A 24,626-nucleotide genomic window follows, 5' to 3' on the forward strand; every position below is an offset into this window, starting at 1 on the left:
GGGTGGGGGCGGTAGGACGAGGATGCCCGGGGGCGGCGCCGCGAGGGAGGTCAGACCGTGCCCTGGCAGCACGGGCCGGATCATGGGCAGGGGCTCTGGACGACCCTCGTCCGTACGGAGACAATCGCCGCCATGGATCTCCCCGAGGCTCTCCGTGACTTCCTGGTATCCCGGCGTGCGCGGCTGCGCCCCGAGGACGTGGGGCTGCCGGTCCACGGCGTGCGAAGAGTGCGGGGCCTGCGCCGGGAGGAGGTGGCGGGGCTGGCGGCGATGAGCGTGGAGCACTACACCAGGCTGGAACGCGGCCAGGCCTCGCGGGTCTCGGACACCGTCCTGGACGCGGTCGCCGACGCCCTGCGGCTCAGCCCGGGGGAGCGGCGCTACCTGCGCAGCCTCGCCCGGCCGGCGGCCGTCGCCGACCCGCCCCTGCCCCCGCCCGAGCAGGGGGAGATCGGCCTGCAGCCGGTGCTGGATTCGATGGCCCTGACGCCCGCGTACCTGGTCGGCCCGCGCGGCGCGATCCTCGCCTGGAACCGGCTCGCCGCGGCGGTGTTCGTCGACTTCTCCCGGGTGCGCCCCGACGAGCGCACCGTCGGCCGGCTGGTCTTCGCCGACCCGGGCGCGCGGCGGCTCTACGTCGACTGGGAGGCGAAGGCGCGGGAGGCGGTGGGCCTGCTGCGCACGGAGGTCGCCAAGCGGCCCCGGGACGCCGTGCTCGCCCGGGAGATCAGCGAACTGCGCGAGCACAGCCCGGAGTTCCGCCGGCTCTGGGGCGAGCAGGTGGTGCTGGAGAAGGGCCACACGACCACGCTGCTCGACTGCCCGGGGATCGGCCGGCTGCGGCTGTCCGGTGCGGCGCTGCAGGTCGCCGACCGTCCGGACCTGGTGATCGCGGTGTACACGGCCGTGCCCGGGTCCGCGGACGAGCGGACGCTGCTCCGGCTGGCCCGAGCCGTCGCACCCGTCGCGCCCGGCGTACCCGCAGCGCCCGGCGTACCCGCAGCACCCGTCGCGCCTGTCGCACCCGTCGCGCCGGAGCCCGCCGCCGGGTGAACGGCGGCGGGCTCCGGTGTTCGGGGGCGGAACCGGCCCTGAGCCGGCGGTGCGTCAGCCCCGGAAGGCGGCCGCGTGCTCGGCGGCGAACTCGGCGAAGGAACGCGGCGGCCGGCCGGTCAGCCCGGCCACGTCCGGGCTGACCGCCGAGGCGTGGCCGGCCGCGTACAGCCCGTACAGCTCGACCATGCCCTCGGCCCGCCACGGCTGCCAGCCCGCCGCGAGCATCCCGGCCAGCGCCTGCTCGGGCGGCACGGCGGTGTACGTCACCGGGCGGTCCACGACGGCGGCGAGGCGCTCGGCCAACTCGCCGTGGGTGAGCGCCTCCGGGCCGGTCAGGGTGTAGACCGCGCCCTCGTGCCCGGCGCCGGCCAGCACCTCGACGGCGGCCGCCGCGACGTCCCGGGCGTCCACGTACGACACCGCGCCGGAGCCGCCCGGCACGGCCAGGGCGCCGGCCCGCACGGCCTCGGCCATCCCGAGGAAGTTCTGGTGGAAGCCGTTCGGCGCGACGACCGTCCAGGGCAGGCCGGAGGCCCGCAGGTGGTCCAGCCCGGCGACGTGCGCGCCGACGAAGCGGACGCCCTCGGGCCGCTGCTCGACGCCGGCCGCCGCGTGCAGCACGATCCGCGGGCGGCGGCCGGTGCGGACGGCGGCGTCGATCACGTTCCGCTCGTGCGCGGCCATCTCCGGGTGGACGGCGACCAGCAGGTAGACGGTGTCGGCCCCGGCGAGCGCGGCGTCCAGCGCGGCCGGGTCGGCGAAGTCGGCCTCGGCCCGCTCGACGTCGTCGCCCCACTCGGCGAGCCCCTTCGAGCCGGGCCGCACCACGGCCCGGACGGCCTCGCCGCGCTCGCGCAGCCCCTCGACGACCCTGGCGCCGACCGTACCGGTGGCTCCCGTCACGACGATCACGATTCGTTCCCTTCCCCGTGCCCGACGCGTAGTTGATGACGCGTCAGTCAGATCATCTCGTCGGTTCGGATGATCGCAGCCCGGCCGGAGTCGATCAAGAGCGGTCACGGACGGCCGGGCGGTCGGCGGGTCGGTTCGTGCCCGACCTCGACACGCCACGGCGCCCGCCCGTTGCTCGACTTGTCGCGGGCCGGGCGCTTGGATGGAGGCGGCCCGGTCACCGTCCGTACGCGACCGCGCGGGCGATCCCGCCGCGGTGTCCGTGCGAGCCCCGCGACGCGACCCGGGGCACCCCCGGCCAGCCGAGGAGCCGACACCGTGAACGACACCACCGACCCCGCCGCCGTGGCCCGCCGGATCACCGACCGGTGCCGCCAACTCGACCTCAGCGAGGACTCCTTGGCGCACCGGGCCGCGATGGCCCCGCGCTACCTCGTCCACCTGCTCGAAGCCGGGCCCACCTTCGACCCCGGTGGCTTCGTCCGGATCGCCGCCGTGCTCGGCCTCAGCCGTGACGAACTGCTCACCGGCCGCCAGGACGCCCCGCCCGGGCAGTCCGGCCCCGGCCCGCGCCCCCGGCTGCTCGACCTCACCGAAGCCGAGTGCTGGGACCTCGTCGGCACCCACGGCGTCGGCCGGATCGCCCTGCCGGTGCGGCCCGCGCCGGTCGTCTACCCCGTCAACTACGTGGTGGACCACGGCAGTTTCGCCTACCGCACCGGCGAGAGCGCCGGCACCGCCCCGGCCGAGGGCGCCGCGCTGTCCTTCCAGGTCGACCACATCGACGAATACCTCGGGCGCGGCTGGAGCGTCCTCGCACTCGGCTCCGCGCACTACGTCGACGACCCGGAGGATCTGAGCCGCCTCTCCGGCCTGCCCGGCGCCGCCCCCTGGGCTGGCGGCGACCGGCCCCGCTGGGTCCGGGTCCGGCCGGACGAGATCACCGGCCGCCGGCTGGTCACCGGCTAAGGCCGCGGGCTCCCGGGGCCCGTCTGGGACCCGGGGCCCGTCTAGGCTTCGCCGGGTGATCCCCGCACCGATACCCCTCGCAGCCCCCGCCCACCCGCTGACGGACGGTGTGGTGACCCTGCGCCCCCAGTGCGCCGCCGACGCGGAGGCCGTCGCGGCGGGCCGCGATCCGGAGCGGCACCGGTGGCGCGAGGGCATGCCGGCCGCGTACCTGCGGGAGTGGGAGGCCCGACAGGCCGGCCGCCGCGTCCCCCTGGTGGTCGCCGACGCGGCGACCGACGAACCGGCCGGACTCGTCGAACTGGCCCGGAAGCTCCACGCCTGCACCCTCCTCACCTGCCGGATCTTCCCCGAACGGCGCCGTCAGGGCCTGGCCACCCGGGCCGTCCGACTGCTGAGCGACTGGGGCCGGGGCGACGCCGACCTGCCCTGCCTCCAGCTGGAGGCCGCGGAGGCGGACACCGCGTGGCTCGGAGTCGCGGAGAAGAACGGCTTCGAGCGGCTGCACACCCGCAGGGGCCTGGTCCGCAGCAGGCCGCAGGTCCTCCTCGTCCTCGGCTGGATCGCCGAGCGCCACCGGTAGCGGGCCCCCGGCGCGGAATCCCGACCGCGCGCCGGAAGACGCGCCGCACCCGTGGACGTGGCGGGCACGGACTGGTATCCAGGCCACGGGCGGCCGGGCGGACCGCACATCCGGACCGCACATCCGGACCGCGCCGACCGCCGGAACGCACGGACAACCAGGAAGCGGGGACGATGCGCAGAGTTCTGATCGTCGGCGCCGGGCAGGCCGGCCTGCAACTGGCCCTCGGGCTCCAGGCCCACGGCTACGACGTCACGGTGATGACCGACCGCGACCCCGAAGCCGTCCGCACCGGGCGGGTGCTCTCCACCCAGTGCATGTTCGACACCGCGCTGCGCACCGAACGGGCCCTCGGCCTGGACCTCTGGGCCGAGGAGGCGCCCCGGATCGAGGGCGTCGGCGTGGCGCTGGGCGGTCCGGAAGCGGGCACCCGGGCGCTCGACTGGACCGGGCGGCTGGACGCCTTCGCACAGTCCGTCGACCAGCGGCTGAAGATGCCGGCCTGGCTGGAAGCCTTCGCCGAGCGCGGCGGCCGGGTCGTGGTCGGGCCGGTCGGCGCCGGGGACGTGGCGCACCTGGCCGGCGCGTACGACCTGGTGCTGGTCGCCGCGGGCCGGGGCGGCCCGGGCTCGCTGTTCGAGCGCGACGAGGAGCGCTGCCCGTACGACCGGCCGCAGCGCGCGCTGGCGGTCAGCTACGTGCACGGTCTCGCGCCGCACCCGGGGCGGGACTTCCGGGCGGTGTCCTGCAGCCTGCTGCCCGGTGTCGGGGAGCTGTTCGTGATGCCGGCGCTGACCGCGGCCGGGCCGTGCGACATCCTGTTCTGGGAGGCCCTGCCCGGCGGCCCGGCGGACGCCTTCGACGGGCTCCGCGACCCGGCCGAACACCTGCGGGTCACCCTGGAACTGATGCGGACCCACACCCCCTGGGAGTACGACCGCACCCGGGGCGGCGTCGAGCTCGTCGACGCGGGCGCCACCCTGGCCGGCCGCTTCACCCCGACCGTGCGCCGTCCCGTCGGCGAACTTCCCGGCGGGGGAGCGGTGTTGGGCGTCGCCGACGCCGTGGTCGCGAACGACCCGATCACCGGGCAGGGCGCGAACAGCGCCGCCAAGTGCGCGGACGGATACCTGGAGGCGATCCTCGCCCACGGCGACAAGCCCTTCGACCGGGACTTCATGCAGGCCGCGTTCGACCGTTTCTGGGAGACCACCGCCGGGCCCGCCACCGCGTGGAGCAACGCGATGCTCGCGCCGCCGCCCCCGCACGTCCTGGACGTGCTCGGCGCGGCCGCCCGACGGCCCGCCGTGGCGGACCGGTTCGCCAACGGCTTCGACCGGCCGGCCGACCTGGCCGAGTGGTTCCTGGACCCGGCGGGGACGGCGGCCTACCTGGCCTCCCTCGATCGGGACGAATAGGGAGAATTCCCGCGATGTCCCACGGGGCCGGCCCCGGCACCGGACGATTTCTTGTCAATGCCGGGGCCAGATGGGAGCATTCGGCCGCTGAAAGCACGACAGCACGCAACGACAGCACGCAACGACAGAACGCGCGGCAAACGCGCGGCAGTACGCACGACGACCGGGGGAGCACGATGGCGGCCAGCGCCGACGGCAACATGTCACAGACCGTGATAGACACGGCGGTCAAGGAGCGCGAACGGCTGCACACCGGCCGCAGCCGGACCAGCACGATGGTGGTGCTGGGGCTGCTCGCCGCGGCCGGCCTGTTCGCGGCGCTGGTGCTCGGGAAGGCGGACCCGAACACCCCGCCGGACTGCGACGGCCACACCATGACGCACACCAGCCTGTGCCAGATCATCTCCAACCGCGGCGGCGGCGGGACGTTCTCCTACTCGGAGATGATCGACCGCCGCGAGTCCTCGAAGGAGATCTGGCGGTACGTCGGGTTCGGCACCACCGGCGTGATGCTCGTCTCGATGGTGTTCGCCTTCACCAAGCTGGACCCGAACCGCCCGTGGGGCACGGCCGTCCCGGCCGCCTGCCCGCGCTGCTACCAGCCGACCCTGCGGGAGAAGCTGACCGTGCACAGCGTCACCCGGGGGCGGACCACCTACCGGTACAGTGGCATCGTCACGCTCTGCACCCCGGTCTGCGGGTTCCGGACCATCCGCCAGCGCTGACGGGCCCTCGACGGCCGGCCGGCCCGGCCGTCAGTCCGTCAGTCGGCGAGGCCCAGCGGGTCCGGTGCGTCGTCGAGGAGTTCCGGCCCGTTGTTGCGGACGCTGTTGACGGCGGTCGACACGGCCCGCACCCGCAGGTCGCCGTCCGCCGGGCGGCGCAGCAGGTGGTGCAGCTCGGCGGAGTCGGTGTGGGCCGCGGAGAGCCAGACGTCCAGGTCGTCCGGGGCGATGGTGAGCGGCATCCGGTCGTGCACCCGGCCGGCGCTGTCGGTGGCGTCCGTGGTGATGATCGTGGTGGTGGCGAGCCAGGCCAGCGGGTCGTCCTCGGGCCGGCCCGGGTCGCGCCAGAACTCGTACAGGCCGGCCATCAGCAGCACGCCGCCGGTGCTCAGGAAGTACGGCTGCTTGTACTTCCGGCGGCCGGCCTCGGCCGGCACCTCGCGCCACTCGAAGTAGCCGTCCGCGGGCAGCACGCAGCGGCGGGCGGCGAAGGCCTTGCGGAAGGCCGGCTTGGTGTCGACGGTCTCCGAGCGGGCGTTGATCATCCGGGCCGCCCCGGACGGGTCCTTCGACCAGGACGGGACGAGGCCCCAGCGCAGCGGCCGCAGCCCGCGCACCAGCTCGCCGGTCTCCCGGTCGACCCGCTCCAGCACGACCGGCACCGGGTCGGTCGGCGCCACGTTCCAGCTCGGGGCCAGGGCCTCGGCCGGGTCCCAGCGCAGCTCGCCGAGCAGCGAGACGAGGTCCTGGGGCGTGGTGGTGGAGACGAAGCGGCCGCACATGCCCCCCAGCCTGCCACCACCCGCCGACAACCGGCGCGGTCGACCCGCTGGCAGGCTCACCGGCCGACCCGCTGGCGGGCTCGCCGGCCGACCTGGCGGGCGTCACCCCTGGGCGGCCTCGTGGGCCGCGCGGATGCTCGGGGGCACGCGCCCGCGGTCGTTCACCACCAGGCCGTGGGTGCGGGCCCAGTCGCGTATCAGCTCGTCCCCCGGCCGGGATTCGTCGCGGGCGAGGGGCCGCGCGGGCGCGCCGGGGCCGCGCCGGTCCCCGGTGCCGGCGCCTTCCAGCTGGTCCGCCGCGTGCTGGAGGAAGGCGGCCAACGAGGCGTGCACGCCCTCCTCGGGCAGGCTCGCGTCGGCCCACGTTCCGACCGTCCCGGTGACCGCGTCCAGGAACGTCCCGTACAGGCCGTCGCGGTCCGCGGCGATCGGCACCCACTCCGGGCGCCAGAGCGGGGCGTCGGGGTCCTCGGAGGGCTCCGACCGCTCCATGGCGAGCTGGTGGAGGTAGACCCGCTGAATGTCCCCCAGGCCGAGCAGGAGACTGCCACCGGGAAGCGGCACCGCGCACCCCCGTTCCACCAGGGACCCCGGGGCGTCCGGCCGCACGTCGGTGTCCCCGCCGTTCGCCCGGAGCCACTGGCGCAGCTCCGGCGGCAGCTCCAGGCCCATCCGCGCCTCGGCCCGGGCGATGGCCTCCGGGCTCGCCGGACCGCCGAGGGCGGCGAATGCCCCGGGGTCGTTCCGCCGGAGCCACGCGGCGACCCGGGCCCACGCCTCCCCCACGTTCCCTGCCTGGTTCATCGGAGCTCCCCCGGTCGCGACGACGGTCGATCATGCACGGGACGACCGTAGACGAGACCACTGACAAAGACGCCCGGCCCGCGACGGCCCCCCAGCCGCTCCGCTCATGCCTCACCCGGTGCGGACCCAGGCGGCGAAGTCGTCAGCGAGTCCGGGCGGGTTGGCCGCCTCGGTCCGACGGGCGATTCCCTCGTAGTACTCCAGTTCGTGGAGGACCACGGGCACCGGCCTGCCGAGGGTGCTCTCGATGGTGCCGTCGTCGTGGAGGTCGAGCGCGAGCCGGACGCAGGCCTGGTTGAAGGTGGCCTCGATCAGCGCGGCGGTCGGCCCGACGACGGTCACCCAGTCCTCGGGGTCGGTGGGCTCGTCGTACCAGAGTCCGAGTTCGGAGATCCAGCGGTGACGCGCCGCCGCGCCGTCCGGGTCGCGGGTGAGGTCGCCGATGACGGTGAGCTCGTTCTGGAGCCAGAAGGCGTAGTTCCAGCGGGCTTCCGCCTCGTCGGAGGCGTTCGCGGCGCTGCGTCGGAACTGGGCTTCGGTGTTGTAGCCGATGGTCAGGGTGGGCTGTCGCGGGTCGTCCCTCTCGTCGTCGATGAAGAACGAGATGACGTAGACGTCCGCCGCCTCGGCGGCCGTGATCGAGCTGATCGCTCGCGTGGCGAGCGTGCGGAGGTGGTCCTGGAAGGCCAAGGGCCGGGGCCTTTCGTGTGCGGTCGCTGACGTCGGGGCGCGGGTCCGTCCCCAGCTCCTCGACCACGACGGCGGGCGCCGTGATCGAGGAGCTTACGTCGGTGCCGACGGGCCCGGGTCGCGGGGGTCAGCGCGCCGGCGGGGTGGCCAGGGCGGTGAGGGCGTCGTCGAGGGTCGGGGCGCCGGGGCGGGGGCGGTTGAAGGGGAGCCTGCCGAGGGCCCGGCCCATCGCGCAGGTGTCGGTGACGGCCGAGAGGACCAGCCCGGCGCCGATCGCGGCGGCGAACCAGCGGGCGCCGGGCAGGGCGAGGCCGGCGAACAGGCCGACCAGGACCAGGGAGCCCGCCGCGAAGCGGACCTGGCGGTCCATCGCCCACACCGCGCGGGCGCCCGCCGGGCGGTTCAGCGGGTGCCCGTCCGCCGCCCAGGCGTTGGTGCCGCCGGTCAGGACGAGGGCGGCGATCCCGGCGTCCGCGAGCTGCCGGCAGGCGGTGGCGGCGCGCTGTCCGGAGGCGCAGACGACGGCGAGGTCGCCCCGGTCGGCGGCCCGGCGCAGGGCGGGCAGGGCGCGGTCGAGCTGGTCGAGCGGGACGTTCAGCGCGCCGGGGATGTGGCCGGCGGCGTACTCGCCGGGGGAGCGGACGTCCACGAGGGCGAGCTGCCCGAGCCGGGGGCGGAGCTGTTCGACGGTCAGCGGCGTGGTCATGGGGAAGAGCCTTTCGGTACGGGTGTTCAGACGAGTGCGGTGACGAGCATCAGCGCGGCGACGGCGAGCAGCGCGAGCGCGAAGGCCCGTTGCAGGGTGCGTCCGCTGAGCCGGTCGGCGAGCCGTTTGCCGTCCCAGGCGCCGAGGACGGCGGCGCCGGCGAAGGGGGCGGCGACGGCCCAGTCGACGGCCCCGGCGGAGCCGAGGCGGGGGAGCAGGGCGGCGAGCGAGTTGGCGGTGATCACCAGCAGGCTGGTGCCGACCGCCTCGGCCATGGTGAAGGCGAGGACGGAGACGAGCGCGGGGACGGCGAGGAAGCCGCCGCCGACGCCGAGCAGCCCGGTGACGGCGCCGAGCCCGGCGCCCGCCGCCGCGGCCGGGCCGGTCCCGGCGGCGGAACGTTCCGGCGGCTGCGCGCTCGGTGGCCGCAGCATCCGCCACGCCGCCAGCGCCGCCAGGACGGCGAACGCGCCGGTCAGCAGCGCGCCCGGCAGGTGGACGGACAGCGCCCCGGTGGCCGCGGCGGCGGGCAGCCCGGCGGCGGCGAACAGCGCGCCGGTGCGCCAGCGGACCCGGCCGGCCCGGGCGTGCGCGAGCAGGGCGGTGAGCGAGGTCGCGGCGACGATCAGCAGGCTCGCGGTGGTGGCCAGTGCGGGGCTGAAGCCGAGCAGGTAGACCAGGGCCGGGACGGCCAGCATGCTGCCGCCGCCGCCGAGCCCGCCGAGCGCGAGACCGACCACGGCCCCGGCGGCCAGTGCCAGCAGCAGCGCGGTCATCCCACGCCCCCGGCGGTGTCGGCGAGGAGCAGGCGGTGGGCGTGGCCGGGGGTGGTCTGCCCGGGGGCAGGCGGGAGCTGGGGCATGGCTTCTCCGGTGGTGCGGGGTGGCGGGGTGGGCCGGGCGGCGATGGGCCCGGCGCGTCGGGGTCGGCGCGTGGCGGCTCGGTGGAGCGGCGGCCTGCTGGCTCGGCGGCTCGGCGGCGCACGCGGGTGTCTGCCCGGCTCCGCCCGTACCCGTTTCGGTCGGCGGCCGCCGGTTCCCCCCTCGACGGCCACCATAGTACCCCCGGGGGTATTATCGAAATCGCTCAGGATACCCCGCCCCGTATTCGACCTCGGTGCCCTATGCTGGCGAACATACCGAGGGGGGTATCGGTTCGAGTCTCAGGACAGCATCGCGGCGCCCGGCGCCGACCAGGAGGATTCCCCGTGTACTTCGCCCAGTTCTACCTCGACTGCCTCTCCCAGGCCTCCTACCTGATCGCCGACGAGCGCACCGGCCGGGCCGTCGTGGTCGACCCCCGCCGGGACGTCGACGAGTACGTGGCCGACGCCGCGGCGCGCGGTCTGACCGTCGTCGGCGTCATCAACACCCACTTCCACGCCGACTTCCTGGCCGGTCACCTCGAACTGGCCGACCGCACCGGCGCCTGGATCGGCTACGGCCGCCGCGCGGAGACCGAGTACCCGATCCGCAAGCTCGCCGACGGCGAGCGGATCGAACTCGGCGACGTCACCCTGCAGATCATGGAGACCCCCGGGCACACCCCCGAGTCCATCAGCGTCCTGGTCTTCGAACAGCCCGACGACACCGTCCCCTACGGCGTCCTCACCGGCGACGCCCTGTTCATCGGCGACGTCGGCCGCCCCGACCTGCTCGCCTCCACCGGCGTCACCGCCGACGAACTCGGCGCCATGCTCTACGACAGCGTCCACCACAAGCTGATGGCCCTGCCCGACGAGACCCTCGTCTTCCCCGCCCACGGCGCCGGCTCCGCCTGCGGCAAGAACCTCTCCACCGAGAAGCGCTCCACCATCGGCGCCCAGCGCCGCACCAACTACGCCTGCCGGCCCATGGACCAGGACACCTTCGTCCGCATCGTCACCGCCGGCCAGTCCACCGCCCCCGCCTACTTCGGCCACGACGCCGCCCTCAACCGCCAGGACCATCCCCTGCTCGACCCCACGAACGCCGCCTCCCCCCTGTGCCCCGAAGGCTTCCAGGAGGCCCGCGCCGCGGGCGCCGTCGTCCTCGACACCCGCAGCCCCCAGGACTTCGGCGCCGGACACCTGCGCGGCGCCGTCAACGTCCCCCTCGACGGCCGCTTCGCCGAACAGGCCGGCACCGTCCTCACCCCCCACCGCACCATCGCCGTCATCGCCCCGCAGGACCGCGAGAACGAGGTCATCACCCGCCTCGCCCGCATCGGCTTCGACCACATCGCCGGCTACCTGCGCAACCCCGCCACCGCCCTCCCCGCCCTCGCCGACCACCTCACCCCCGCCACCCGCCTCACCCCCGACCAGCTCCGCACCGCCCTCACCGACGAGCAGCCCGCCACCGTCCTGGACGTGCGCACCTGCGGCGAACGCGAAACCGGCGCCATCGACGGCTCCCTGCACATCCCCCTCGCCGAACTCCCCACCCGCCTCGACGAGATCCCCACCGACCGCCCCCTGGTCGTCCACTGCGCCAGCGGCCACCGCTCCTCCATCGCCGCCAGCCTGCTGCGCCACCACGGCCACCCCGACGTCTCCGACCTCCTCGGCGGCTACACCGCCTGGCACACCCTCACCCACCCCACCCGGCCCTGAACCCAGTCGTGGCGGTGAGCCGAGGCGGCCAGGACCCGGTGACCGCAGGGGCCCTCCCGTGGCTGCGATCGGTCCTGAGCGTTCTTCTCCGTGCGGTGGTTGACCGGAGGCCGGAGGCCGGCATCAGCGCGTCGGACGGTTCTGCCCCCGTCGCCCTACGGGGGCAGAACCCGAAGACATCGGCGTCGACAAGGCGTTCTCAGCCGTCGACGGAGTGGTCGTTCTCAGCCGAGTCCGAGAGGCCGGCCCGCAGGAGCTGGTGGCCGAGGTCGATCAGGGCGCGGGCGGCTGCGTACTCGTCACCGATCTCGGGCACCGGTGGGTCGTGGGGGTTGCGATGGGCGGTGGTGCGTGCCTCCAGGGTGTTGTCGCCGGTGTCGAGGACGGCGTGGACCTTGGTGGTGTCGCCCTCCTCGAAGAGGTCGAGGCGCAGGGTCCACTGCTTGGTGCGTCTTGGTGCCGTTGTGCTCGCATTCATCTCCGGTCCTTTCGGGGCCGGGCGGGCGAGGGGTGCCCGGCCGGTCGGGTCAATCGCCCCGGGTGATCTCGATCGTGCGTGCGGGCTTCCTGGTCTCGCCGATCGGTGCGCGGACGGTCAGGGCGATCGTCCGCCCGCCGGCGATGCGCATCAGCTGCTGGGTGGTCCTGCGGGAGTCGTCGGTCGGCACGGCCGCGCCTCCGGTGTTCAGGCCCGCACGGTGAACCGGGCCTCTGACCTCCAGCAGACCGCCGCCGGGCGCGCGGCGGCAGGGCCGTTCGGCCCGCCAGTGGGCCCCCATGGCAGGGCCGGTCGGGGTGTGCCCGGAGCTGCCGGCCCCGCCCACTCGGTGAGGAGCACGCCCGCAGCATTCGGTGCTGCCTGCCCGGCGGCTCAGGGCCGTTGGACCCTCGCCCGGCACCGCTGATTCGGCGGATCCTGGAATCACCGGCGCCCCCGCCTGCAGGGAGTGAACCACCATGACCACCGGAACCGCCCTCACCACCGCCGACCTGCACCTGCTGGCCGAAGCCGGCGGCGCGGCGCCCTCGCTGCACAACAGCCAGCCCTGGCGCTTCCGCCCCACCCCCGACCTGCTCGGCCTGGAGGTCCACGCGGACCTCGACCGGGCCGTCCCCGTCGCCGACCCCGATGGCAGGGCACTGCACATCTCGATCGGCGCCGCGGTGTTCAACCTGCGGGTGGCCGCCGCCCACCTCGGCCGCGAGGCCGCCGTCCGACTGCTGCCGGCCGGCGCCGACGCGCAGCCGCGAGCCGTCCTCGACCTCTCCGCCCCGGCCCGTTCGGCGCAGCCCTTCGGCGCGGACCTCTACCCCGCCATCGCGGGACGCCACTCCAGTCGGCAGCCGTTCACCAACCGGGACGTCCCCGAGGCACTGGTCGCCGACCTCATCACGGCCGCCCGGGACGAGGGCGTCATGCTCACCCTCCTGGAAGAACACGGCGTACGCCGCGTGCTCACCCTCACCTCTGAGGCCGAGGCCCGCATCGCCGCCGACGTCAGCCGTGAGGCTGAGACCCGCCGCTGGCTGCGCCTGGAACCCTCCTACGACGGCATCCCACTCGCTGCCCTCGGCTCGCACGACCGCGACGCCCACGTCCCGATGCGAGGCTTCGCCGGCCACCCACCGCGCCACACCACCCCAGCCGAACGCTTCGAGGCTCTGCCCCAACTCGCCACCCTCACCACCCACCTCGACACCCCGGCCGACTGGCTGCACACCGGACAGGCGATGGAGCGCGTGTGGCTGCTCGCCACCGCTCGTGGCCTGCGTGCCTCCGTGCTGCACCAGGCCGTCGAGATCCCCGACACCCGCTGGCGCCTGCGCGACCCCGCCGAGGGGCCCGGGCACGTCCAGCTCGTGCTGCGTCTCGGCTACGGCCCGCCCGGTGCCGTCAGCCCGCGGCGCACGGTGGAGGACATCCTCGACGAGGCGAACGGATGACCGGTACGGGCGGAGCAACCGCGGACCCGCCGGTCGGTCGGGCCACCGGGCGCGTCTGGGATCTCGACGACAGCGGGCAGCCGGCCGGCAGCTGATCTCACCCCGACTCACGGCCGCAGTCGATCATCGGGCGGGCGTGGCCGGTCTCGATGAGGAACTTGCTGCCGGTGACGGTGCCCACGCCGCCGAGGAAGGTCAGCAGACCCGGACGGGGCCGCGGTCGGGGTTCGCCGGTGTCCGTCGTCATGGCTGCCTCCAGCGGGACTCGGGGCTCCCATCGTCCCGCCGTCCGACGGTGTTGTCCTGGGCCGAACCGGCCCTGGCGGCAGGGACCGTCCGGCCCTGTCCACCGGCTTCGGACGGACTGACAGTGGAGGCGTGACCACCCGAGGAGGAATGAGGACGATGCAGCACCGCAGCGTCAACGACGTGACGACCCGAGAGGTCGTCACCGCCCGGCCCGACACACCGTCCAAGGAGGTCGCGGGGCTGTTCCACCGCAACGACATCACCGCGATCCCGGTGGTCGCCGTCCACCACACCCTCGACTGGATCGAGGACGACACCGAGCAGCACCTGGAACACCCCCGCGCCTACCGTGCGGCCACCTAGGAGGCCACCGTGACCAGCACACCGAGCACCGTCGCCGACGTGATGACCCATGCCGTGGTCGCGGTCGGCCGCGACGCGGACTTCCGAGAGGTCGCCGAGACCCTGCAACGCTGGCAGGTCAGCGCGGTCCCCGTGCTGGCCGGCGACGGCCGGGTGATCGGAGTGGTCTCGGAGGCTGACCTGCTCATCGCCCGGGAAGGCGACGGCGAGCGCGCCGACGCCCTGACGGCCGGCCGGATGATGTCCGTCCCGGCGGTCACCGTGCACCCCGACAGCCCCCTCAACGAGGCAGCGCGGGCCATGGCCCGCGGCCACCTCAAACGGCTCCCGGTCGTCGACGGGGAGGACTACCTGGTCGGCATCGTCAGCCGGGGCGACCTGCTCAAGGTCTACCTCGGCGACGACCGCGAACTCGCCGACCGGGTCCGCTTCGAACTGACCGCCACCCTCGGCCCGGAGGCCGGACTGGGTACCGACGTGCGCTCCGAGAACGGCCGGATCACCCTGACCGGCGGCCTGCCGGACACCGTCTCGGCCGCCGTCCTGGAACGCCTGGTGCGTACCGTGCCGGGCGTCGTAGGCGTCGAACTCCGGCTCACCACGCCGGCCTGACCTGGGCATCACGCGTGTCCGGGTGCGTGCTCGCTGCCGACGCCGCCCACGGCCCCTGCCCGGTGGTCCCGGTCCGGCGGTCCCGGAGGGGTCCGGCGCGCCCGGGCCGCCGACGTGCTGGTGGCGGGCACCGCCTCGGCCCAGTCACCCCGGCGGTGGTCCACCGCGCCTGGTGCCCGGTCGCCGTCGTACCGCGCGGCTGATCACGGTGCGTGGGAAGGCCCTGGCGCGCAGAATCGGTGGTGTCACCGCCAGCGTGCACCCAGGGAGCCAGGCCATGGACACACCCCAACCCGTCCGGGTGTTCCTCCTGGACGACCACGAAGTGGTCCGGCGCGGTGTCCGTGACCTGCTGGAGGCCGAACCGGACATCGAGGTCGTCGGCGAGGCCGGCTCCTGCGCCCAGGCCCTCGCCCGGGTGCCCGCGCTGCGCCCCGACGTCGCCGTGCTCGACGTACGCCTCCCGGACGGCGACGGCGTCACCGTCTGCCGGGAGCTTCGCGACCGGATCCCCGACCTGGTCTGCCTGATGCTGACGTCCTTCGACGACGACGACGCCCTGCTCGACGCGATCATGGCCGGTGCGGCCGGCTACGTGCTGAAGCAGGTCAGGGGCGCCGACCTGGTGAGCGCGGTGCGAACGGTGGCCTCGGGCCAGTCGATGCTCGACCCGGCGACCACGCACAAGCTGATGGAGAGCCTGCGCCACCACGAGGAGAGCGGGATCGACGCCGCACTCGCCGGCCTCACGCCGCGCGAACGGGAGATCCTCGCCCTCGTCGGCGAGGGCAAGACCAACCGGCAGATCGGTCAGGAGCTCTACCTCGCCGAGAAGACCGTGAAGAACCACGTCTCGCGCCTGCTCGCCAAGCTCGGCGTCGAACGCCGCCTCCAGGCCGCCGTCCTCGCCGCCCACGCCGAGGAGCCCGGGCAGCGTCACCAGCGCCCGCAGTGAGCGCCGCGAGCACGGCCGTCGGACCCCGACGATCGGACCGATCGGCCCAAGCGCGGCTGCGGTCCCAGGCCGCACGGTGGTGGTGAAGCGGAGCCTCACCACCCGGCGGCTCCGCCGACCACCGGCGCGTCCGAACGGCCCACCCCCGAGCGGCTGCTCGCCGAGCGCCTGGCCCGCGGCGAGATCGACCCCGACGAGTACCGCCAGCGCCTGGACGTCCTTCGCGGCGGGCCCGACTCCGCCTGACCACGCCCCATCCCCGGAGACGGCCATGACCACCCACACTCTCGACGCCGCCGCACTGGAGAAGCTCGTCTCAGCAGCGGTCGCCGCCCCCTCGATCCACAACAGCCAGCCCTGGCGCTTCAGGCTCCGGCCGGAGACCTCGACGCTGGAAGTCCGCGCCGCCCGCGAGCGAGCCGTCCCGGCCGCCGACCCCCGAGGCCGGGCGATGCACATCTCCGTCGGCGCGGCCGTCCTCAACCTGCGCGTCGCCGCCCGTCACCTCGGCTGGGCACCGGACGTGCGGCTGCTGCCGGACCCGGCCGAGCCGGACCTGTTCGCCGCCATCGGCCTCGACACCCCGGCCACGGCGTCGCCGCCCGGCACCGAAGAGCTCTACGAGGCGATCTGGCACCGCCACTCCGTCCGTACACCCTTCACCGACGAACCCGTTCCACCGGTCGTACTCGGCCACCTCGTGTCGGCCGCCCGAGCGGAGGACACCACCCTCCACCTGCCCGACCACGAGGAGACGGCCCGGCTGCTCCACCTCACCGCCGAGGCCGAGCGCCGCAACACCACCGACGCGGTCCAGCGCACCGAGAGCCGCACCTGGATCCGCAGCGCGAACGTGCCGCCCTACGGCATCCCGACCAGCGCACTCGGCCCTCAGGACCGTACGGGCCACCTGCCCGTGCGGGACTTCGCCGCCATCCGCCCCGCCGAGCACCAGGCGCCCGCTGCCTTCGAACACGATCCGCGCCTCGCCGTGCTCACGACGGACCATGACACCCCGACGGACTGGCTGCGCGCCGGGATCGCCCTGGAACACGTCCTGCTCGAAGCCACCGTCCACGCCGTCCGCGCCTCCCTGCTGCACCAGGCGATGGAATGGCCTGAACTGCGCTGGGTCGCCCGCGATCCGCACCAGCGTCCCGGCCACGTGCAGATGCTGATCCGCCTCGGCTACGGTCCCGAGGGCGCCCCCACGCCCCGCCTGGCCGCCAGGGACGTCCTGGGCGGGGAGGCCTAGGGTTTCGGCAGCGGCACCCGCCACTCCAACGCGGTGCCGCCCTCGGGGCGGGTGCGGGCGGTGAAAGTGCCGTCCAGCGCGGCGGCACGGTCGGCCAGGTTGGCGAGTCCGCTGTGTCGGCCTCCTTCGGGGAGGCCGACGCCGTTGTCGGCCACGGTGAGGATCAGGTCCGTACGGGCGGCGACCGAGACCTCGACCGCGCTGGCCTGCGCGTGGCGGGCGGCGTTGGACAGCGCCTCCTCCAGGACGGCGACGGCCGCGTCCGCGATCTCGGCGGGCACGGTGGCGTCGAGCAGGCCGCTCATCCGCAGGGCCGGGGTGAAGCCGAGGGCGTGGGCGGCGCGTTCGACGACCTCGACGAGCCGGGCACGCAGGCCGGCCGCTGCCGGGCCGGACTCGCGCAGGCGTAGGCCGAAGATGGTGGCACGGATGGTCCTGGCGGTCTCGTCCAGGTCGTCGATCGCCCGCAGGACGCGGTCGGTGGCCTCGGGGTGGTCGATGAACCGGGTGGCGCCCTGGAGGGTCATGCCGGTGGCGAAGAGGCGCTGGACGGCCAGGTCGTGCAGGTCGCGGGCGATCCGGTCGCGTTCGCGCAGCAGCGCGATCTGCTCGGAGTCGCGGCGGCGCTCGGCGAGTTCCATCGCGACCGCCGCCTGCCCGGCGAAACCCAGCAGCGGCCCCGACTCGCCCTCGTCGAACAGCGGTGCGCCGGCCGCGCGGGCCAGCATCAGCACACCGCGGATCCCGCGCTCGGAGGTGCCGATGGGCACCGCGACCGCCGGGCCCAGGCCCTCCCAACGCGGTGGACCGGCGGTGATCCTCGGGTCCTTCTGGACGTCGGGGCTCACCACCAGCCCGCCGGTGCGAACGGCCGCGCCGACGAACGAGCCCTCCACCGGGAGCACCAAGCCACTGTGCTGCCGAGCGCCGAGGCCGACGGCGATCCGCACCTCCAGATCTGCGGTGTTCGGCAGCGGCAGGGCGACGACGGCAAGGTCCGCACCGGCGATCTCGGTGGCCCGGGCGAGCCAGCCTAGGCTCGCAACCGGTGCCGCGCCGGGCGTGAAGGGGGCCCATCGGCCCAGCGGGACGACCCCACCGGCCCCGGCGGCAGGCCCGGCCACGCGCAAACCTGGAAGGGCGAGCGGAACCGCTCCGGCTCCGCCGTCCGAGAGGAGCGACCGGCACATGAAAGCGCTCACCTACCACGGCCCCGGCCGCCGTACCTGGGGCGACGTCCCCGACCCGGTCGTCCGCGACCCGGAGGACGCCGTCGTCCGGGTGGACGCGGTCACCATCTGCGGCACCGACCTGCACATCCTCAGGGGCGACGTCCCCGAGGTCACGCAGGGCCGCATTCTCGGGCACGAGGCGGTCGGCACCGTCACCGAGACCGGGCCGGGGGTGCGCACCGTCGCGGTCGGTGATCGCGTGCTGATCTCCTGCATCTCCGCCTGCGGCCGGTGCGCCTACTGCCGCGCCGGGACGTACGGGCAGTGCACCGGCGGAGGCGGCTGGATCCTCGGCCACCTGATCGACGGCTGCCAGGCCGAGTACGTCTGCACGCCCTTCGCGGACAGTTCCCTGCACAAGCTGCCCGAGGGCGTCACGGACGAGGACGCGCTGCTGCTCGCCGACATCCTGCCCACCTCCTACGAGGTCGGCGTCCGCAACGGCCGGGTCGGCCCGGGCGACACCGTCGCGATCGTCGGCGCCGGCCCGATCGGGCTCGCCGCGATCATCACCGCCCGTCTCTACAGCCCCTCGCGCATCATCGCCGTCGACCTCGCCCGGAGCCGCCTCGACGCGGCCGAGCGCTTCGGCGCCGACACCGTGCTCACCACGGCCGAGGCCACCCCGGAGGCCGTCCGCGAACTGAGCCGGGACGGGCTCGGCGCGGACGTCGCGATCGAGGCGGTCGGCGTGCCCGAGACCTTCGAACTCTGCACCCGCCTGGTCCGCCCCGGCGGCCGGGTCGCCAACGTCGGCGTGCACGGCAAACCGGCGGTGCTCCACCTGGAAGACCTCTGGATCCGCGACGTCACCATCACCACCGGCCTGGTCGACACCCACAGCACCCCGCTGCTGCTCGACATGCTCGCAGTCGGCCGCCTGGACGTCTCCGGGCTGGTCACCCACCGCTTCGGCCTGGACGAGATGCAGGACGCCTACGACGTCTTCGCCGACGCCGGGGACACCGGTGCCCTCAAGGTCGCACTCTTCCGGACCTGACCCGGGGGCACCGGCACACAGAGGGGACCCACCGTGAAGCACATTCCCGACCTCGAAGCCGTCCAACGAGCCGACCCTGCCGCCGTGGCCCGCCGGATCGTCGAGCGACGCGACCAACTCGGCCTGACCGGTCCGGTGTTGGCCTACCAGGCCGCGATGGCGCCGCAGTACCTGCGCCCCTGCTGGAGGCCGGGCCGGTATTCGATCCGGCGGCCTTCGTCCGGATCGCCGCCGCCCTCGGCACCACCTGGGCGGCCCTGTTGGAGGGGCGCCCCGACGCCCCTCCAGGCCAGTCGGACCCCGGTCCGCGACCGCTGCTGTTCCACCTCCGGCGTGGCCCTTTCCCCCGCCCTCCACCACGCGGTCCCACTGCGCGGCGTGCTCGCCGCCGGCGTCCTGGGGTGCGCGTTCTCCCTCAGCCTGGCCGGACCGGCCGTCGCCGTCTCGGCCGCGGTACGGCACAAAGCCCAGGTCGTCGGAGCCACCATCGCACTGGGAGCCGTGGGGTTCGCCGTCAACTTCATCGCCCTGGCCTGGCAGCCGGCCAACCCGCTGCGCTACCTGAGCCCGTTCCACTACTACACCCCGGGAGACGCGCTCGCCCAAGGCGGCTTCGCCCGGGGCTCACTCGCCGTGCTCGTGACCGTCGGACTCGCCGGTCTCGGCGCCGCCGTCCCGCTGCTGCTGCGCCGGGACCTCGCGCCCTGACGGCCTGCGGCCGCGAGGGGTGAGACGGAGATCGAGTCGATCCCGGCGTCGACCAGGAATCGGGTGAAGTCCTGCTCGTTGCGCCGTACCGGCCGGGCGGCGTCCTCGTGTCGTCGCGCCTTCAGCGGGCATACAGCCCGGTGTACGTTCGGTTCCCGGCATGCTCCTTCGGGCGCGCGGGGGAGGGGGAAGGTGCCAGCCTCATGATCGGCCCGACCGTCCCGCGGCCGCGGTGGCTCGCTCGCCCTGGTGCGATCCTGCGCGGGGAGGAGGTCGGCGCCGGACCGACCTGTCTCCTGCTTCATGCCGGTGGCGAACGCCGTCAGGTGTGGGCTCCGGTCAGCGACGTCCTCGTCGGTGCCGGGTTCCGCTGCGTGGCCTTCGACCAGCGAGGTCATGGTGACAGCGACGGCCTCGCCCGGGCGCTGTCCCCGTGCGCGGAGGACGTCGCCGCGATGCTGCGCACCGAGCCGCCGGGGTGCGTGGTCGTCGGTGCCTCACTGGGCGGGCTCGCTGCCATCGCCGCCCTCACCGATCCGGCCGCGCGGGCAAGGGCGGCAGGGCTGGTGCTGGTCGACGTCGTGCCCTGCCTCGTGCCCTCCCGAGTCCGCCGTTTCCTCGCCGCCGGCGGTCTGGCCGGTGCCTACACCGAGCTCGTCGAGGACATCCTCGCCCAGGTTCCCCGGCTGCGGCAGGTCACCGCGGAGCTCGACCTGCCCCTGCTGCTCGTCCACGGAGACACCGGTTCATCGGTCACCGCCGAGGACGTCGACCAGCTGTTGCGCCTGGCTCCGCGTACCACGGTCCGGTCCATCCAAGGTGCCGGACACCTCATCGCCCGGGAGCAGCCTGTGTCGTTGGCTCGGACCATCGTCGCCGTCACCACCGCGTGGCGCAGTCCGCTGCGATGACGGCCTTGACACCGCGATTGCGCCGGTGGGAACGGTTGCCGCCGGAGCAGTAGGCCTTGTCGCCGGCGGTGCTCCACGACCGCTACCGGGTGCGAGGGCGGCCCGGTCGGCCACTTCCCGCGGTTCTTCCTGTTCGGGCAGGGCGAGGTCGCCCCGGTCACCCGGGAGGTGCTGCGCGAGGCGGAGCCGGACCCCTCCCGGCGCCCGCGCGTCCACGTCGGGTGGGGCCCCTGGTCAGGAAAGGCGCAGCATGGACCTGGAAGCGGAGAAAGGCGGTCGGGACGGCGGTGGCCGGGAAGCTGCGGGTGTTCCTGGGGGCTGCGCCGGGGGTGGGGAAGACGTACGCCATGCTCCGGGAGGGCCGGCGGCTGCGCGGTGAGGGGCTGGACGTGGTGGTCGGCCTGGTGGAGACGTACGGGCGGCGCGGGACGCAGGAGCAGCTGGGGGACCTGCCGGTGCTGCCCAGGCGGCTGGTCCGGTACCGGGGGACGGACCTGACCGAGTTGGACGTGGACGCCCTGCTGGCGCGCCGCCCGTCGCTCGCGCTGGTGGACGAGCTCGCGCACACCGACGTGCCCGGCGGGCGGAACGCGAAGCGCTGGCAGGACGTGCGGGAGCTGCTGGACGCCGGGATCGACGTGGCGACGACGCTCAACATCCAGCACCTGGAGAGCCTCAACGACGTCGTCGAGCAGATCACCGGCGTCGCGCAGCGCGAAACGATCCCCGACGAGGTGGTCCGGGCCGCCGACCGGATCGAGCTGGTCGACCTGAGCCCGGAGGCGCTGCGCACCCGGATGGCGCAGGGGGAGGTCTACCCGCCGGACCGGGTCGACGTGGCGCTGGACCACTACTTCCGGGCCGGCAACCTCGGCGCCCTGCGCGAGCTGGCGCTGCTCTGGCTGGCGGACCGGGTGGAGGAGGAGCTGGCCGACTACCGGGCCCGGCACGGCATCCGGGCGCCCTGGGAGACGAAGGAGCGGATCGTCGTCGCGCTGAACGGCGCGGCGCAGGGCGAGCACCTGATCCGCCGGGGAGCCCGGACGGCGACCCGGGTGCACGGGGACCTGATCGGCGTGCACGTCCGACTGGACGACGGCACGGCGGAGCGCGAGCCGCCCGCCCTGGCGGCGCAGCGGGACCTGCTGCGGGAGCTGCACGGCAGCTTCGTCGAGGTGAGCGGCGGCGACGTGGCCCGGGCGCTGGTGGACTTCGCCCGGACGGAGAGCGCCACACAGATCCTGCTGGGGCCGACCAGCCGCAGCCGGCTGCGCGAGCTGGCCACCGGCTCGGTGATCAACCGGGTGATCCGGCTGGCCGGGCCGATCGACGTGCGGGTGCTGCCGCCGCCCGAGCCGGGGCTGCTGACCGTGCCGCCCGCGCCCCGGCGCCGGCGCCCGGCGCTGGTCCCGGTCCGGCGGCGCCGCCTGGCGTGGCTGCTCGGGCCGGCCGGGGTGGTCACGCTGGCCTGGGCGCTGTCGCCGCTGCGCGGCTCGCTGGGCCTGTCCGGCGCGCTGCTGTGCCTGCTGCTGGCGGTGGCGGGGACGGCCCGGCTGGGCGGCCTGCTGCCGGCGGCGGGCGCCACCGCGGCCGGGGCGCTGGCGGCGGACTACTTCTTCACCACGCCGTGGCACAGTCTGACGGTCGGTCGGGGCGCGGACCTCGCGGCCCTGGTGCTGTTCCTCGCGGTGGCCGGGGTGATCGCCCACTTGATCGACGGTCTGACCCGGCGCTCGCAGCAGGCGGGCCGGGCGCGCGCGGAGGCGGCCGTGCTCACCAGGCTGGCGGGGGAGACGGTGGAGTCCGGGCCGCGGGTGCTGCCCGATCTGGTGGCGGAGCTGCGGCAGGTGTTCGGGCTGGACGGCGCCGCCGTGCTGGTGCGGACGGGCGCGCTGTGGCTGCCGGCCGCCTCGGCAGGGGCTGCGGTGCCGCTGCGGCCGGAGGAGGCGTCCTTCTCCGTCGACCTGGGCGACGGCGCGGTGCTGGTCCTGCGCGGCACCCCGCTCACCGAGGAGGACACCCGGCTGCTCGGGCCGTACGTGACCCAGCTGAAGCTGGCCCGTGAGCGCGAGCGGCTGGCCGCGCAGGCGTCGGCGGCGGAGGTGCTCGCGCACACCGACGCGCTGCACACCGCGCTGCTGGAGGCGCTCGGGCGGGACCTGCGGGCACCGCTGGCGGCAGTGCGCCAGGAGGCCGAGCGGATGCCGGGCCCGGACGGGCGGCGGGTCGGCGCCCAGGTGGAGCGGATGGAGCGGCTGGTCGCCAACCTGCTGGACCTGAGCCGGCTGCGGGCCGGGGTGATGCCGGTGGTGCTGCGGCCGACCGTGGTGGCGGAGGTGGTGCGGGCCGCTGCCGAGGGCGTGCCGGGCGTGCGGATCGATCTGGGCGCGGGGCTGCCGCGGGTGATCGCCGATCCCGGGCTCCTGGAGCGGGCGTTCACTGACGTCCTGGCGGCGGCGGGAGCGGGGCCCGTGGTGGTCGACGCCGGTGTGGTGGCCGGGCGGGTGGACGTCCGGGTGACCGTTCCCGGCGGCGAGGCCGCTGTCCAGGAGGGGGCGGGGCAGCCGGTGGTACGCGGCTTCGTGGAGGCGATGAACGGCGAACTGGCCGTCGAGGAGGCGCCCGGTGGCGGCACCGCCTACGTGATCAGCCTGGCCCGTGCGGTGGCCTGATGCGGTGGCACCGGACCGGTCGGCGATCCGGCGCGTCGAGATCGCGTCGTGCTTTCGGGCGGTGGCGTCAGGATTCGGTCGAGACGGGCTGGCTGGCGTGTGACAACCTTGGCGGGTGCCGGGAGCGCGACAGGGGGTGGAGCAGGAGTGTCAACGAAGCGTTGGCGGCACGTCAGGGGTTCGTCAGGGAGGGCGAACGGGCTTGCCCCGCGCACCCGGCAGGGCTTTGATGGGGGACATGCACCGCTCGACACGCCACCACGACCGCCCGCCGCATAGCCGGCCGCGGATCGTCGCTGTCGCGGTCGCCACCGCCGTCCGGTAGGACCCGGCTCCTTCCCGCCGGCCGCCGGCCGCGCGCACGGGCACGGTTCCTCTGCCGTCGTCCGTGCGGATCACCGCCGCCCGTCCTCTGTCCCGCGAGGCTCCGAGGGCCGGAGGACGGGCGAGCGCTCTCCACGCATCACACCCTTTTCGCATCGGCGGCCCGGGGGCGTGCAGCTTCGTGCTGCCCGTCGTCGCACCCCGCCGACGCCTTCCACCCTTGGATGGGTCATGTCCGACGCTGTTCTGTCCGCCCGTACCGCCCTCGTCACCGGTGCCTCCTCCGGCATCGGCTGGGAGACCGCCCGGCTACTCGCCGCGTACGGCGCGACCGTGCTCGTGCACGCCCGAACCACCGCCGAGGCGGAGGACGCCGTCGAGCGCCTGGTCAGCGCTGGCGCGCGGCGGGACCAACTCGTCGAGCTGGCCGCCGACTTCACCCGCCTCACCGAGGTCGCCGTGCTGGCCGGCACGGTCGTCAAGCACTACCCGGCGCTCGACCTGCTGGTGAACAACGCCGCCGTGATGGCGCCCGAGCGCTGCACCCTGACCGACGACGGCAACGAGGTCTCGCTGCAGGTCAACTTCCTCGCCGCGCACCTGCTGGCCAAGCTGCTGCGCGCCCCGCTGTCGGCGGCCGGCGACGCCCGGATCGTCAACGTCTCCTCCTCGCTGCACCGCACCGCCTCGATGAACTGGTCGGACCCGCACCGGGTGAAGAAGTACTCCCGGGTCGCCGCCTACGCGCAGTCGCAGCTCGCCCTCACCATGGCGACGGCCGACATGGCCCCGGCCGGCTCCGGCATCACCGCCGTCAGCCTCAACCCGGGCCTGTGCGACACCGCGCTGCTGCCGCTGTACGGGCGGGTCGGCGCGCCGGCCGCCGAGGGCGCGGCGGCCGTCGTCCGGCTCTGCCTGCCCGAGACGGTCGTGGCCAACGGCGCCTACTTCGACGGCGGCGTCATCGCGCCGACCGCGCAGGCGGCCCAGGAGGAGCGCTCGCTGAAGCGGCTGGCCAAGCTCGCCGACCAGCTCGTCGGCCGCGCCGCCTGAAGAACACCCACCCGACGAACGAGAGAGGGGCCACCGTGTCCAAGCGCGCTCGCAAGAAGAAGGCCCGTCGCAAGAAGAAGGCGAACCACGGCCGCAAGCCCGCGTAGACC

General features: G+C 74.8%; 26 protein-coding genes and 2 pseudogenes. 17 read left to right on the plus strand and 11 right to left on the minus strand.

From position 1 onward, the window contains the following. Window positions 1–132: 132 nt before the first annotated feature. Window positions 133–1,053, plus strand: a complete 921-nt coding sequence (locus tag AB2U05_RS36390; protein ID WP_369185686.1) for a helix-turn-helix transcriptional regulator — start codon at window positions 133–135, stop codon at window positions 1,051–1,053. A 54-nt stretch (window positions 1,054–1,107) separates the two neighbouring features. On the opposite strand, the gene AB2U05_RS36395 is transcribed toward AB2U05_RS36390, so the two are convergent. Then, window positions 1,108–1,968: an NAD(P)H-binding protein gene (locus AB2U05_RS36395; protein ID WP_369185687.1), complete on the minus strand. Its 861-nt coding sequence runs from the start codon at window positions 1,966–1,968 to the stop codon at window positions 1,108–1,110. A 318-nt stretch (window positions 1,969–2,286) separates the two neighbouring features. Between AB2U05_RS36395 and AB2U05_RS36400 the strand changes: the two genes are divergently transcribed. From AB2U05_RS36400 to AB2U05_RS36415, 4 genes are all read left to right on the plus strand, one after another. Next, window positions 2,287–2,937 (plus strand): pyridoxamine 5'-phosphate oxidase family protein, encoded by a 651-nt coding sequence (locus tag AB2U05_RS36400; RefSeq protein WP_369185688.1) that lies wholly within the window; start codon window positions 2,287–2,289, stop codon window positions 2,935–2,937. Window positions 2,938–2,992: 55 nt separating this feature from the next. Beyond that, window positions 2,993–3,520, plus strand: coding sequence for a GNAT family N-acetyltransferase (locus tag AB2U05_RS36405; protein ID WP_369185689.1), 528 nt, complete (start codon window positions 2,993–2,995; stop codon window positions 3,518–3,520). Window positions 3,521–3,693: 173 nt separating this feature from the next. Further along, window positions 3,694–4,938 (plus strand): styrene monooxygenase/indole monooxygenase family protein, encoded by a 1,245-nt coding sequence (locus tag AB2U05_RS36410; RefSeq protein ID WP_369185690.1) that lies wholly within the window; start codon window positions 3,694–3,696, stop codon window positions 4,936–4,938. Window positions 4,939–5,114: 176 nt separating this feature from the next. Further along, the gene (locus AB2U05_RS36415) at window positions 5,115–5,663 is read left to right on the plus strand and encodes a hypothetical protein (protein WP_045701320.1); all 549 of its coding nucleotides are present in this window, start codon (window positions 5,115–5,117) and stop codon (window positions 5,661–5,663) included. A gap of 38 nt (window positions 5,664–5,701) precedes the next feature. Here AB2U05_RS36415 and AB2U05_RS36420 read toward each other — a convergent pair whose 3' ends face one another. From AB2U05_RS36420 to AB2U05_RS36440, 5 genes are all read right to left on the minus strand, one after another. Further along, complete coding sequence (locus AB2U05_RS36420; RefSeq protein WP_045701317.1) at window positions 5,702–6,445, minus strand: SOS response-associated peptidase; 744 nt, start codon at window positions 6,443–6,445, stop codon at window positions 5,702–5,704. 102 nt (window positions 6,446–6,547) lie between these two features. Beyond that, the gene (locus AB2U05_RS36425) at window positions 6,548–7,249 is read right to left on the minus strand and encodes a histone-like nucleoid-structuring protein Lsr2 (RefSeq protein ID WP_369185691.1); all 702 of its coding nucleotides are present in this window, start codon (window positions 7,247–7,249) and stop codon (window positions 6,548–6,550) included. Between the two features lie 111 nt (window positions 7,250–7,360). Further along, window positions 7,361–7,939, minus strand: coding sequence for a hypothetical protein (locus AB2U05_RS36430; RefSeq protein ID WP_369185692.1), 579 nt, complete (start codon window positions 7,937–7,939; stop codon window positions 7,361–7,363). Between the two features lie 127 nt (window positions 7,940–8,066). Further along, the gene (locus tag AB2U05_RS36435) at window positions 8,067–8,645 is read right to left on the minus strand and encodes a rhodanese-like domain-containing protein (protein WP_369185693.1); all 579 of its coding nucleotides are present in this window, start codon (window positions 8,643–8,645) and stop codon (window positions 8,067–8,069) included. A gap of 26 nt (window positions 8,646–8,671) precedes the next feature. After that, window positions 8,672–9,421 carry a sulfite exporter TauE/SafE family protein gene (locus AB2U05_RS36440; RefSeq protein WP_369185694.1) on the minus strand — a complete coding sequence of 250 codons (750 nt, stop codon included), beginning with the start codon at window positions 9,419–9,421 and terminating at the stop codon, window positions 8,672–8,674. Window positions 9,422–9,852: 431 nt separating this feature from the next. On the opposite strand from AB2U05_RS36440, the gene AB2U05_RS36445 reads away from it, so the two are divergent. Beyond that, window positions 9,853–11,238, plus strand: a complete 1,386-nt coding sequence (locus AB2U05_RS36445) for a rhodanese-like domain-containing protein (RefSeq protein ID WP_369185695.1) — start codon at window positions 9,853–9,855, stop codon at window positions 11,236–11,238. 199 nt (window positions 11,239–11,437) lie between these two features. Here the strand turns inward: AB2U05_RS36445 and AB2U05_RS36450 are convergent, their stop codons facing one another. Then, window positions 11,438–11,716, minus strand: a complete 279-nt coding sequence (locus tag AB2U05_RS36450) for a dsRBD fold-containing protein (protein WP_369185696.1) — start codon at window positions 11,714–11,716, stop codon at window positions 11,438–11,440. A 49-nt stretch (window positions 11,717–11,765) separates the two neighbouring features. Then, window positions 11,766–11,906 carry a hypothetical protein gene (locus tag AB2U05_RS36455; protein ID WP_157882229.1) on the minus strand — a complete coding sequence of 47 codons (141 nt, stop codon included), beginning with the start codon at window positions 11,904–11,906 and terminating at the stop codon, window positions 11,766–11,768. 289 nt (window positions 11,907–12,195) lie between these two features. Between AB2U05_RS36455 and AB2U05_RS36460 the strand changes: the two genes are divergently transcribed. Beyond that, complete coding sequence (locus AB2U05_RS36460) at window positions 12,196–13,182, plus strand: nitroreductase family protein (protein ID WP_045701302.1); 987 nt, start codon at window positions 12,196–12,198, stop codon at window positions 13,180–13,182. 97 nt (window positions 13,183–13,279) lie between these two features. On the opposite strand, the gene AB2U05_RS36465 is transcribed toward AB2U05_RS36460, so the two are convergent. After that, window positions 13,280–13,429, minus strand: coding sequence for a hypothetical protein (locus AB2U05_RS36465; RefSeq protein ID WP_369185697.1), 150 nt, complete (start codon window positions 13,427–13,429; stop codon window positions 13,280–13,282). Between the two features lie 158 nt (window positions 13,430–13,587). On the opposite strand from AB2U05_RS36465, the gene AB2U05_RS36470 reads away from it, so the two are divergent. The 5 genes and pseudogenes from AB2U05_RS36470 to AB2U05_RS36490 all read left to right on the plus strand — a co-directional run bounded on the left by AB2U05_RS36470 (window position 13,588) and on the right by AB2U05_RS36490 (window position 16,616). Then, complete coding sequence (locus tag AB2U05_RS36470; protein WP_369185698.1) at window positions 13,588–13,794, plus strand: CBS domain-containing protein; 207 nt, start codon at window positions 13,588–13,590, stop codon at window positions 13,792–13,794. A gap of 9 nt (window positions 13,795–13,803) precedes the next feature. Further along, on the plus strand, window positions 13,804–14,406 hold the full coding sequence (locus AB2U05_RS36475) for a CBS domain-containing protein (protein WP_052707606.1): 603 nt from the start codon (window positions 13,804–13,806) through the stop codon (window positions 14,404–14,406). A gap of 277 nt (window positions 14,407–14,683) precedes the next feature. After that, on the plus strand, window positions 14,684–15,361 hold the full coding sequence (locus AB2U05_RS36480; RefSeq protein WP_045701297.1) for a response regulator transcription factor: 678 nt from the start codon (window positions 14,684–14,686) through the stop codon (window positions 15,359–15,361). A 138-nt stretch (window positions 15,362–15,499) separates the two neighbouring features. Next, window positions 15,500–15,607: pseudogene (locus tag AB2U05_RS36485) on the plus strand (SHOCT domain-containing protein); the annotation flags it as partial. A gap of 25 nt (window positions 15,608–15,632) precedes the next feature. Then, window positions 15,633–16,616 (plus strand): hypothetical protein, encoded by a 984-nt coding sequence (locus tag AB2U05_RS36490; protein ID WP_369185699.1) that lies wholly within the window; start codon window positions 15,633–15,635, stop codon window positions 16,614–16,616. Here the strand turns inward: AB2U05_RS36490 and AB2U05_RS36495 are convergent. After that, window positions 16,613–17,740 (minus strand): GAF domain-containing sensor histidine kinase, encoded by a 1,128-nt coding sequence (locus AB2U05_RS36495; protein WP_369185700.1) that lies wholly within the window; start codon window positions 17,738–17,740, stop codon window positions 16,613–16,615. The genes AB2U05_RS36490 and AB2U05_RS36495 overlap by 4 nt on opposite strands. A 64-nt stretch (window positions 17,741–17,804) precedes the next feature. Here AB2U05_RS36495 and AB2U05_RS36500 point away from each other — a divergent pair, with 64 nt between their 5' ends. The 3 genes from AB2U05_RS36500 (at window position 17,805) to AB2U05_RS36510 (ending at window position 20,467) form a co-directional block, all read left to right on the plus strand. After that, on the plus strand, window positions 17,805–18,848 hold the full coding sequence (locus AB2U05_RS36500) for a zinc-dependent alcohol dehydrogenase family protein (protein WP_369185701.1): 1,044 nt from the start codon (window positions 17,805–17,807) through the stop codon (window positions 18,846–18,848). Between the two features lie 333 nt (window positions 18,849–19,181). Beyond that, the gene (locus AB2U05_RS36505; RefSeq protein ID WP_369185702.1) at window positions 19,182–19,556 is read left to right on the plus strand and encodes a hypothetical protein; all 375 of its coding nucleotides are present in this window, start codon (window positions 19,182–19,184) and stop codon (window positions 19,554–19,556) included. Between the two features lie 203 nt (window positions 19,557–19,759). Next, on the plus strand, window positions 19,760–20,467 hold the full coding sequence (locus AB2U05_RS36510) for an alpha/beta fold hydrolase (protein WP_369185703.1): 708 nt from the start codon (window positions 19,760–19,762) through the stop codon (window positions 20,465–20,467). Here the strand turns inward: AB2U05_RS36510 and AB2U05_RS36515 are convergent. Then, a pseudogene (locus tag AB2U05_RS36515) lies at window positions 20,463–20,570 on the minus strand (IS5/IS1182 family transposase); the annotation flags it as partial. The gene AB2U05_RS36510 and the pseudogene AB2U05_RS36515 overlap by 5 nt on opposite strands. A gap of 184 nt (window positions 20,571–20,754) precedes the next feature. Here AB2U05_RS36515 and AB2U05_RS36520 point away from each other — a divergent pair. Together AB2U05_RS36520 and AB2U05_RS36525 are read left to right on the plus strand one after the other, a co-directional pair. Beyond that, window positions 20,755–23,139 (plus strand): DUF4118 domain-containing protein, encoded by a 2,385-nt coding sequence (locus AB2U05_RS36520; protein ID WP_369185704.1) that lies wholly within the window; start codon window positions 20,755–20,757, stop codon window positions 23,137–23,139. Window positions 23,140–23,694: 555 nt separating this feature from the next. After that, entirely contained in the window at window positions 23,695–24,516 is an 822-nt protein-coding gene (locus tag AB2U05_RS36525) for an SDR family NAD(P)-dependent oxidoreductase (protein ID WP_369185705.1), read from the plus strand. The last annotated feature ends 110 nt before the right edge of the window (window positions 24,517–24,626 follow it).

The sequence above is a fragment of the Streptomyces sp. Y1 genome (genome assembly GCF_041053115.1).
Lineage (GTDB): Bacteria > Actinomycetota > Actinomycetes > Streptomycetales > Streptomycetaceae > Kitasatospora > Kitasatospora rubellomurina.

Bases quoted from the DNA above. Each gene is read 5' to 3' on its own strand.
- AB2U05_RS36390 (WP_369185686.1), top strand. From the start codon at position 133: ATGGATCTCCCCGAGGCTCTCCGTGACTTCCTGGTATCCCGGCGTGCG.
- AB2U05_RS36410 (WP_369185690.1), top strand. From the start codon at position 3,694: ATGCGCAGAGTTCTGATCGTCGGCGCCGGGCAGGCCGGCCTGCAACTG.
- AB2U05_RS36415 (WP_045701320.1), top strand. From the start codon at position 5,115: ATGGCGGCCAGCGCCGACGGCAACATGTCACAGACCGTGATAGACACG.
- AB2U05_RS36420 (WP_045701317.1), bottom strand. From the start codon at position 6,445: ATGTGCGGCCGCTTCGTCTCCACCACCACGCCCCAGGACCTCGTCTCG.
- AB2U05_RS36425 (WP_369185691.1), bottom strand. From the start codon at position 7,249: ATGAACCAGGCAGGGAACGTGGGGGAGGCGTGGGCCCGGGTCGCCGCG.
- AB2U05_RS36435 (WP_369185693.1), bottom strand. From the start codon at position 8,645: ATGACCACGCCGCTGACCGTCGAACAGCTCCGCCCCCGGCTCGGGCAG.
- AB2U05_RS36440 (WP_369185694.1), bottom strand. From the start codon at position 9,421: ATGACCGCGCTGCTGCTGGCACTGGCCGCCGGGGCCGTGGTCGGTCTC.
- AB2U05_RS36450 (WP_369185696.1), bottom strand. From the start codon at position 11,716: ATGAATGCGAGCACAACGGCACCAAGACGCACCAAGCAGTGGACCCTG.
- AB2U05_RS36460 (WP_045701302.1), top strand. From the start codon at position 12,196: ATGACCACCGGAACCGCCCTCACCACCGCCGACCTGCACCTGCTGGCC.
- AB2U05_RS36465 (WP_369185697.1), bottom strand. From the start codon at position 13,429: ATGACGACGGACACCGGCGAACCCCGACCGCGGCCCCGTCCGGGTCTG.
- AB2U05_RS36470 (WP_369185698.1), top strand. From the start codon at position 13,588: ATGCAGCACCGCAGCGTCAACGACGTGACGACCCGAGAGGTCGTCACC.
- AB2U05_RS36480 (WP_045701297.1), top strand. From the start codon at position 14,684: ATGGACACACCCCAACCCGTCCGGGTGTTCCTCCTGGACGACCACGAA.
- AB2U05_RS36490 (WP_369185699.1), top strand. From the start codon at position 15,633: ATGACCACCCACACTCTCGACGCCGCCGCACTGGAGAAGCTCGTCTCA.
- AB2U05_RS36500 (WP_369185701.1), top strand. From the start codon at position 17,805: ATGAAAGCGCTCACCTACCACGGCCCCGGCCGCCGTACCTGGGGCGAC.
- AB2U05_RS36510 (WP_369185703.1), top strand. From the start codon at position 19,760: ATGATCGGCCCGACCGTCCCGCGGCCGCGGTGGCTCGCTCGCCCTGGT.
- AB2U05_RS36525 (WP_369185705.1), top strand. From the start codon at position 23,695: ATGTCCGACGCTGTTCTGTCCGCCCGTACCGCCCTCGTCACCGGTGCC.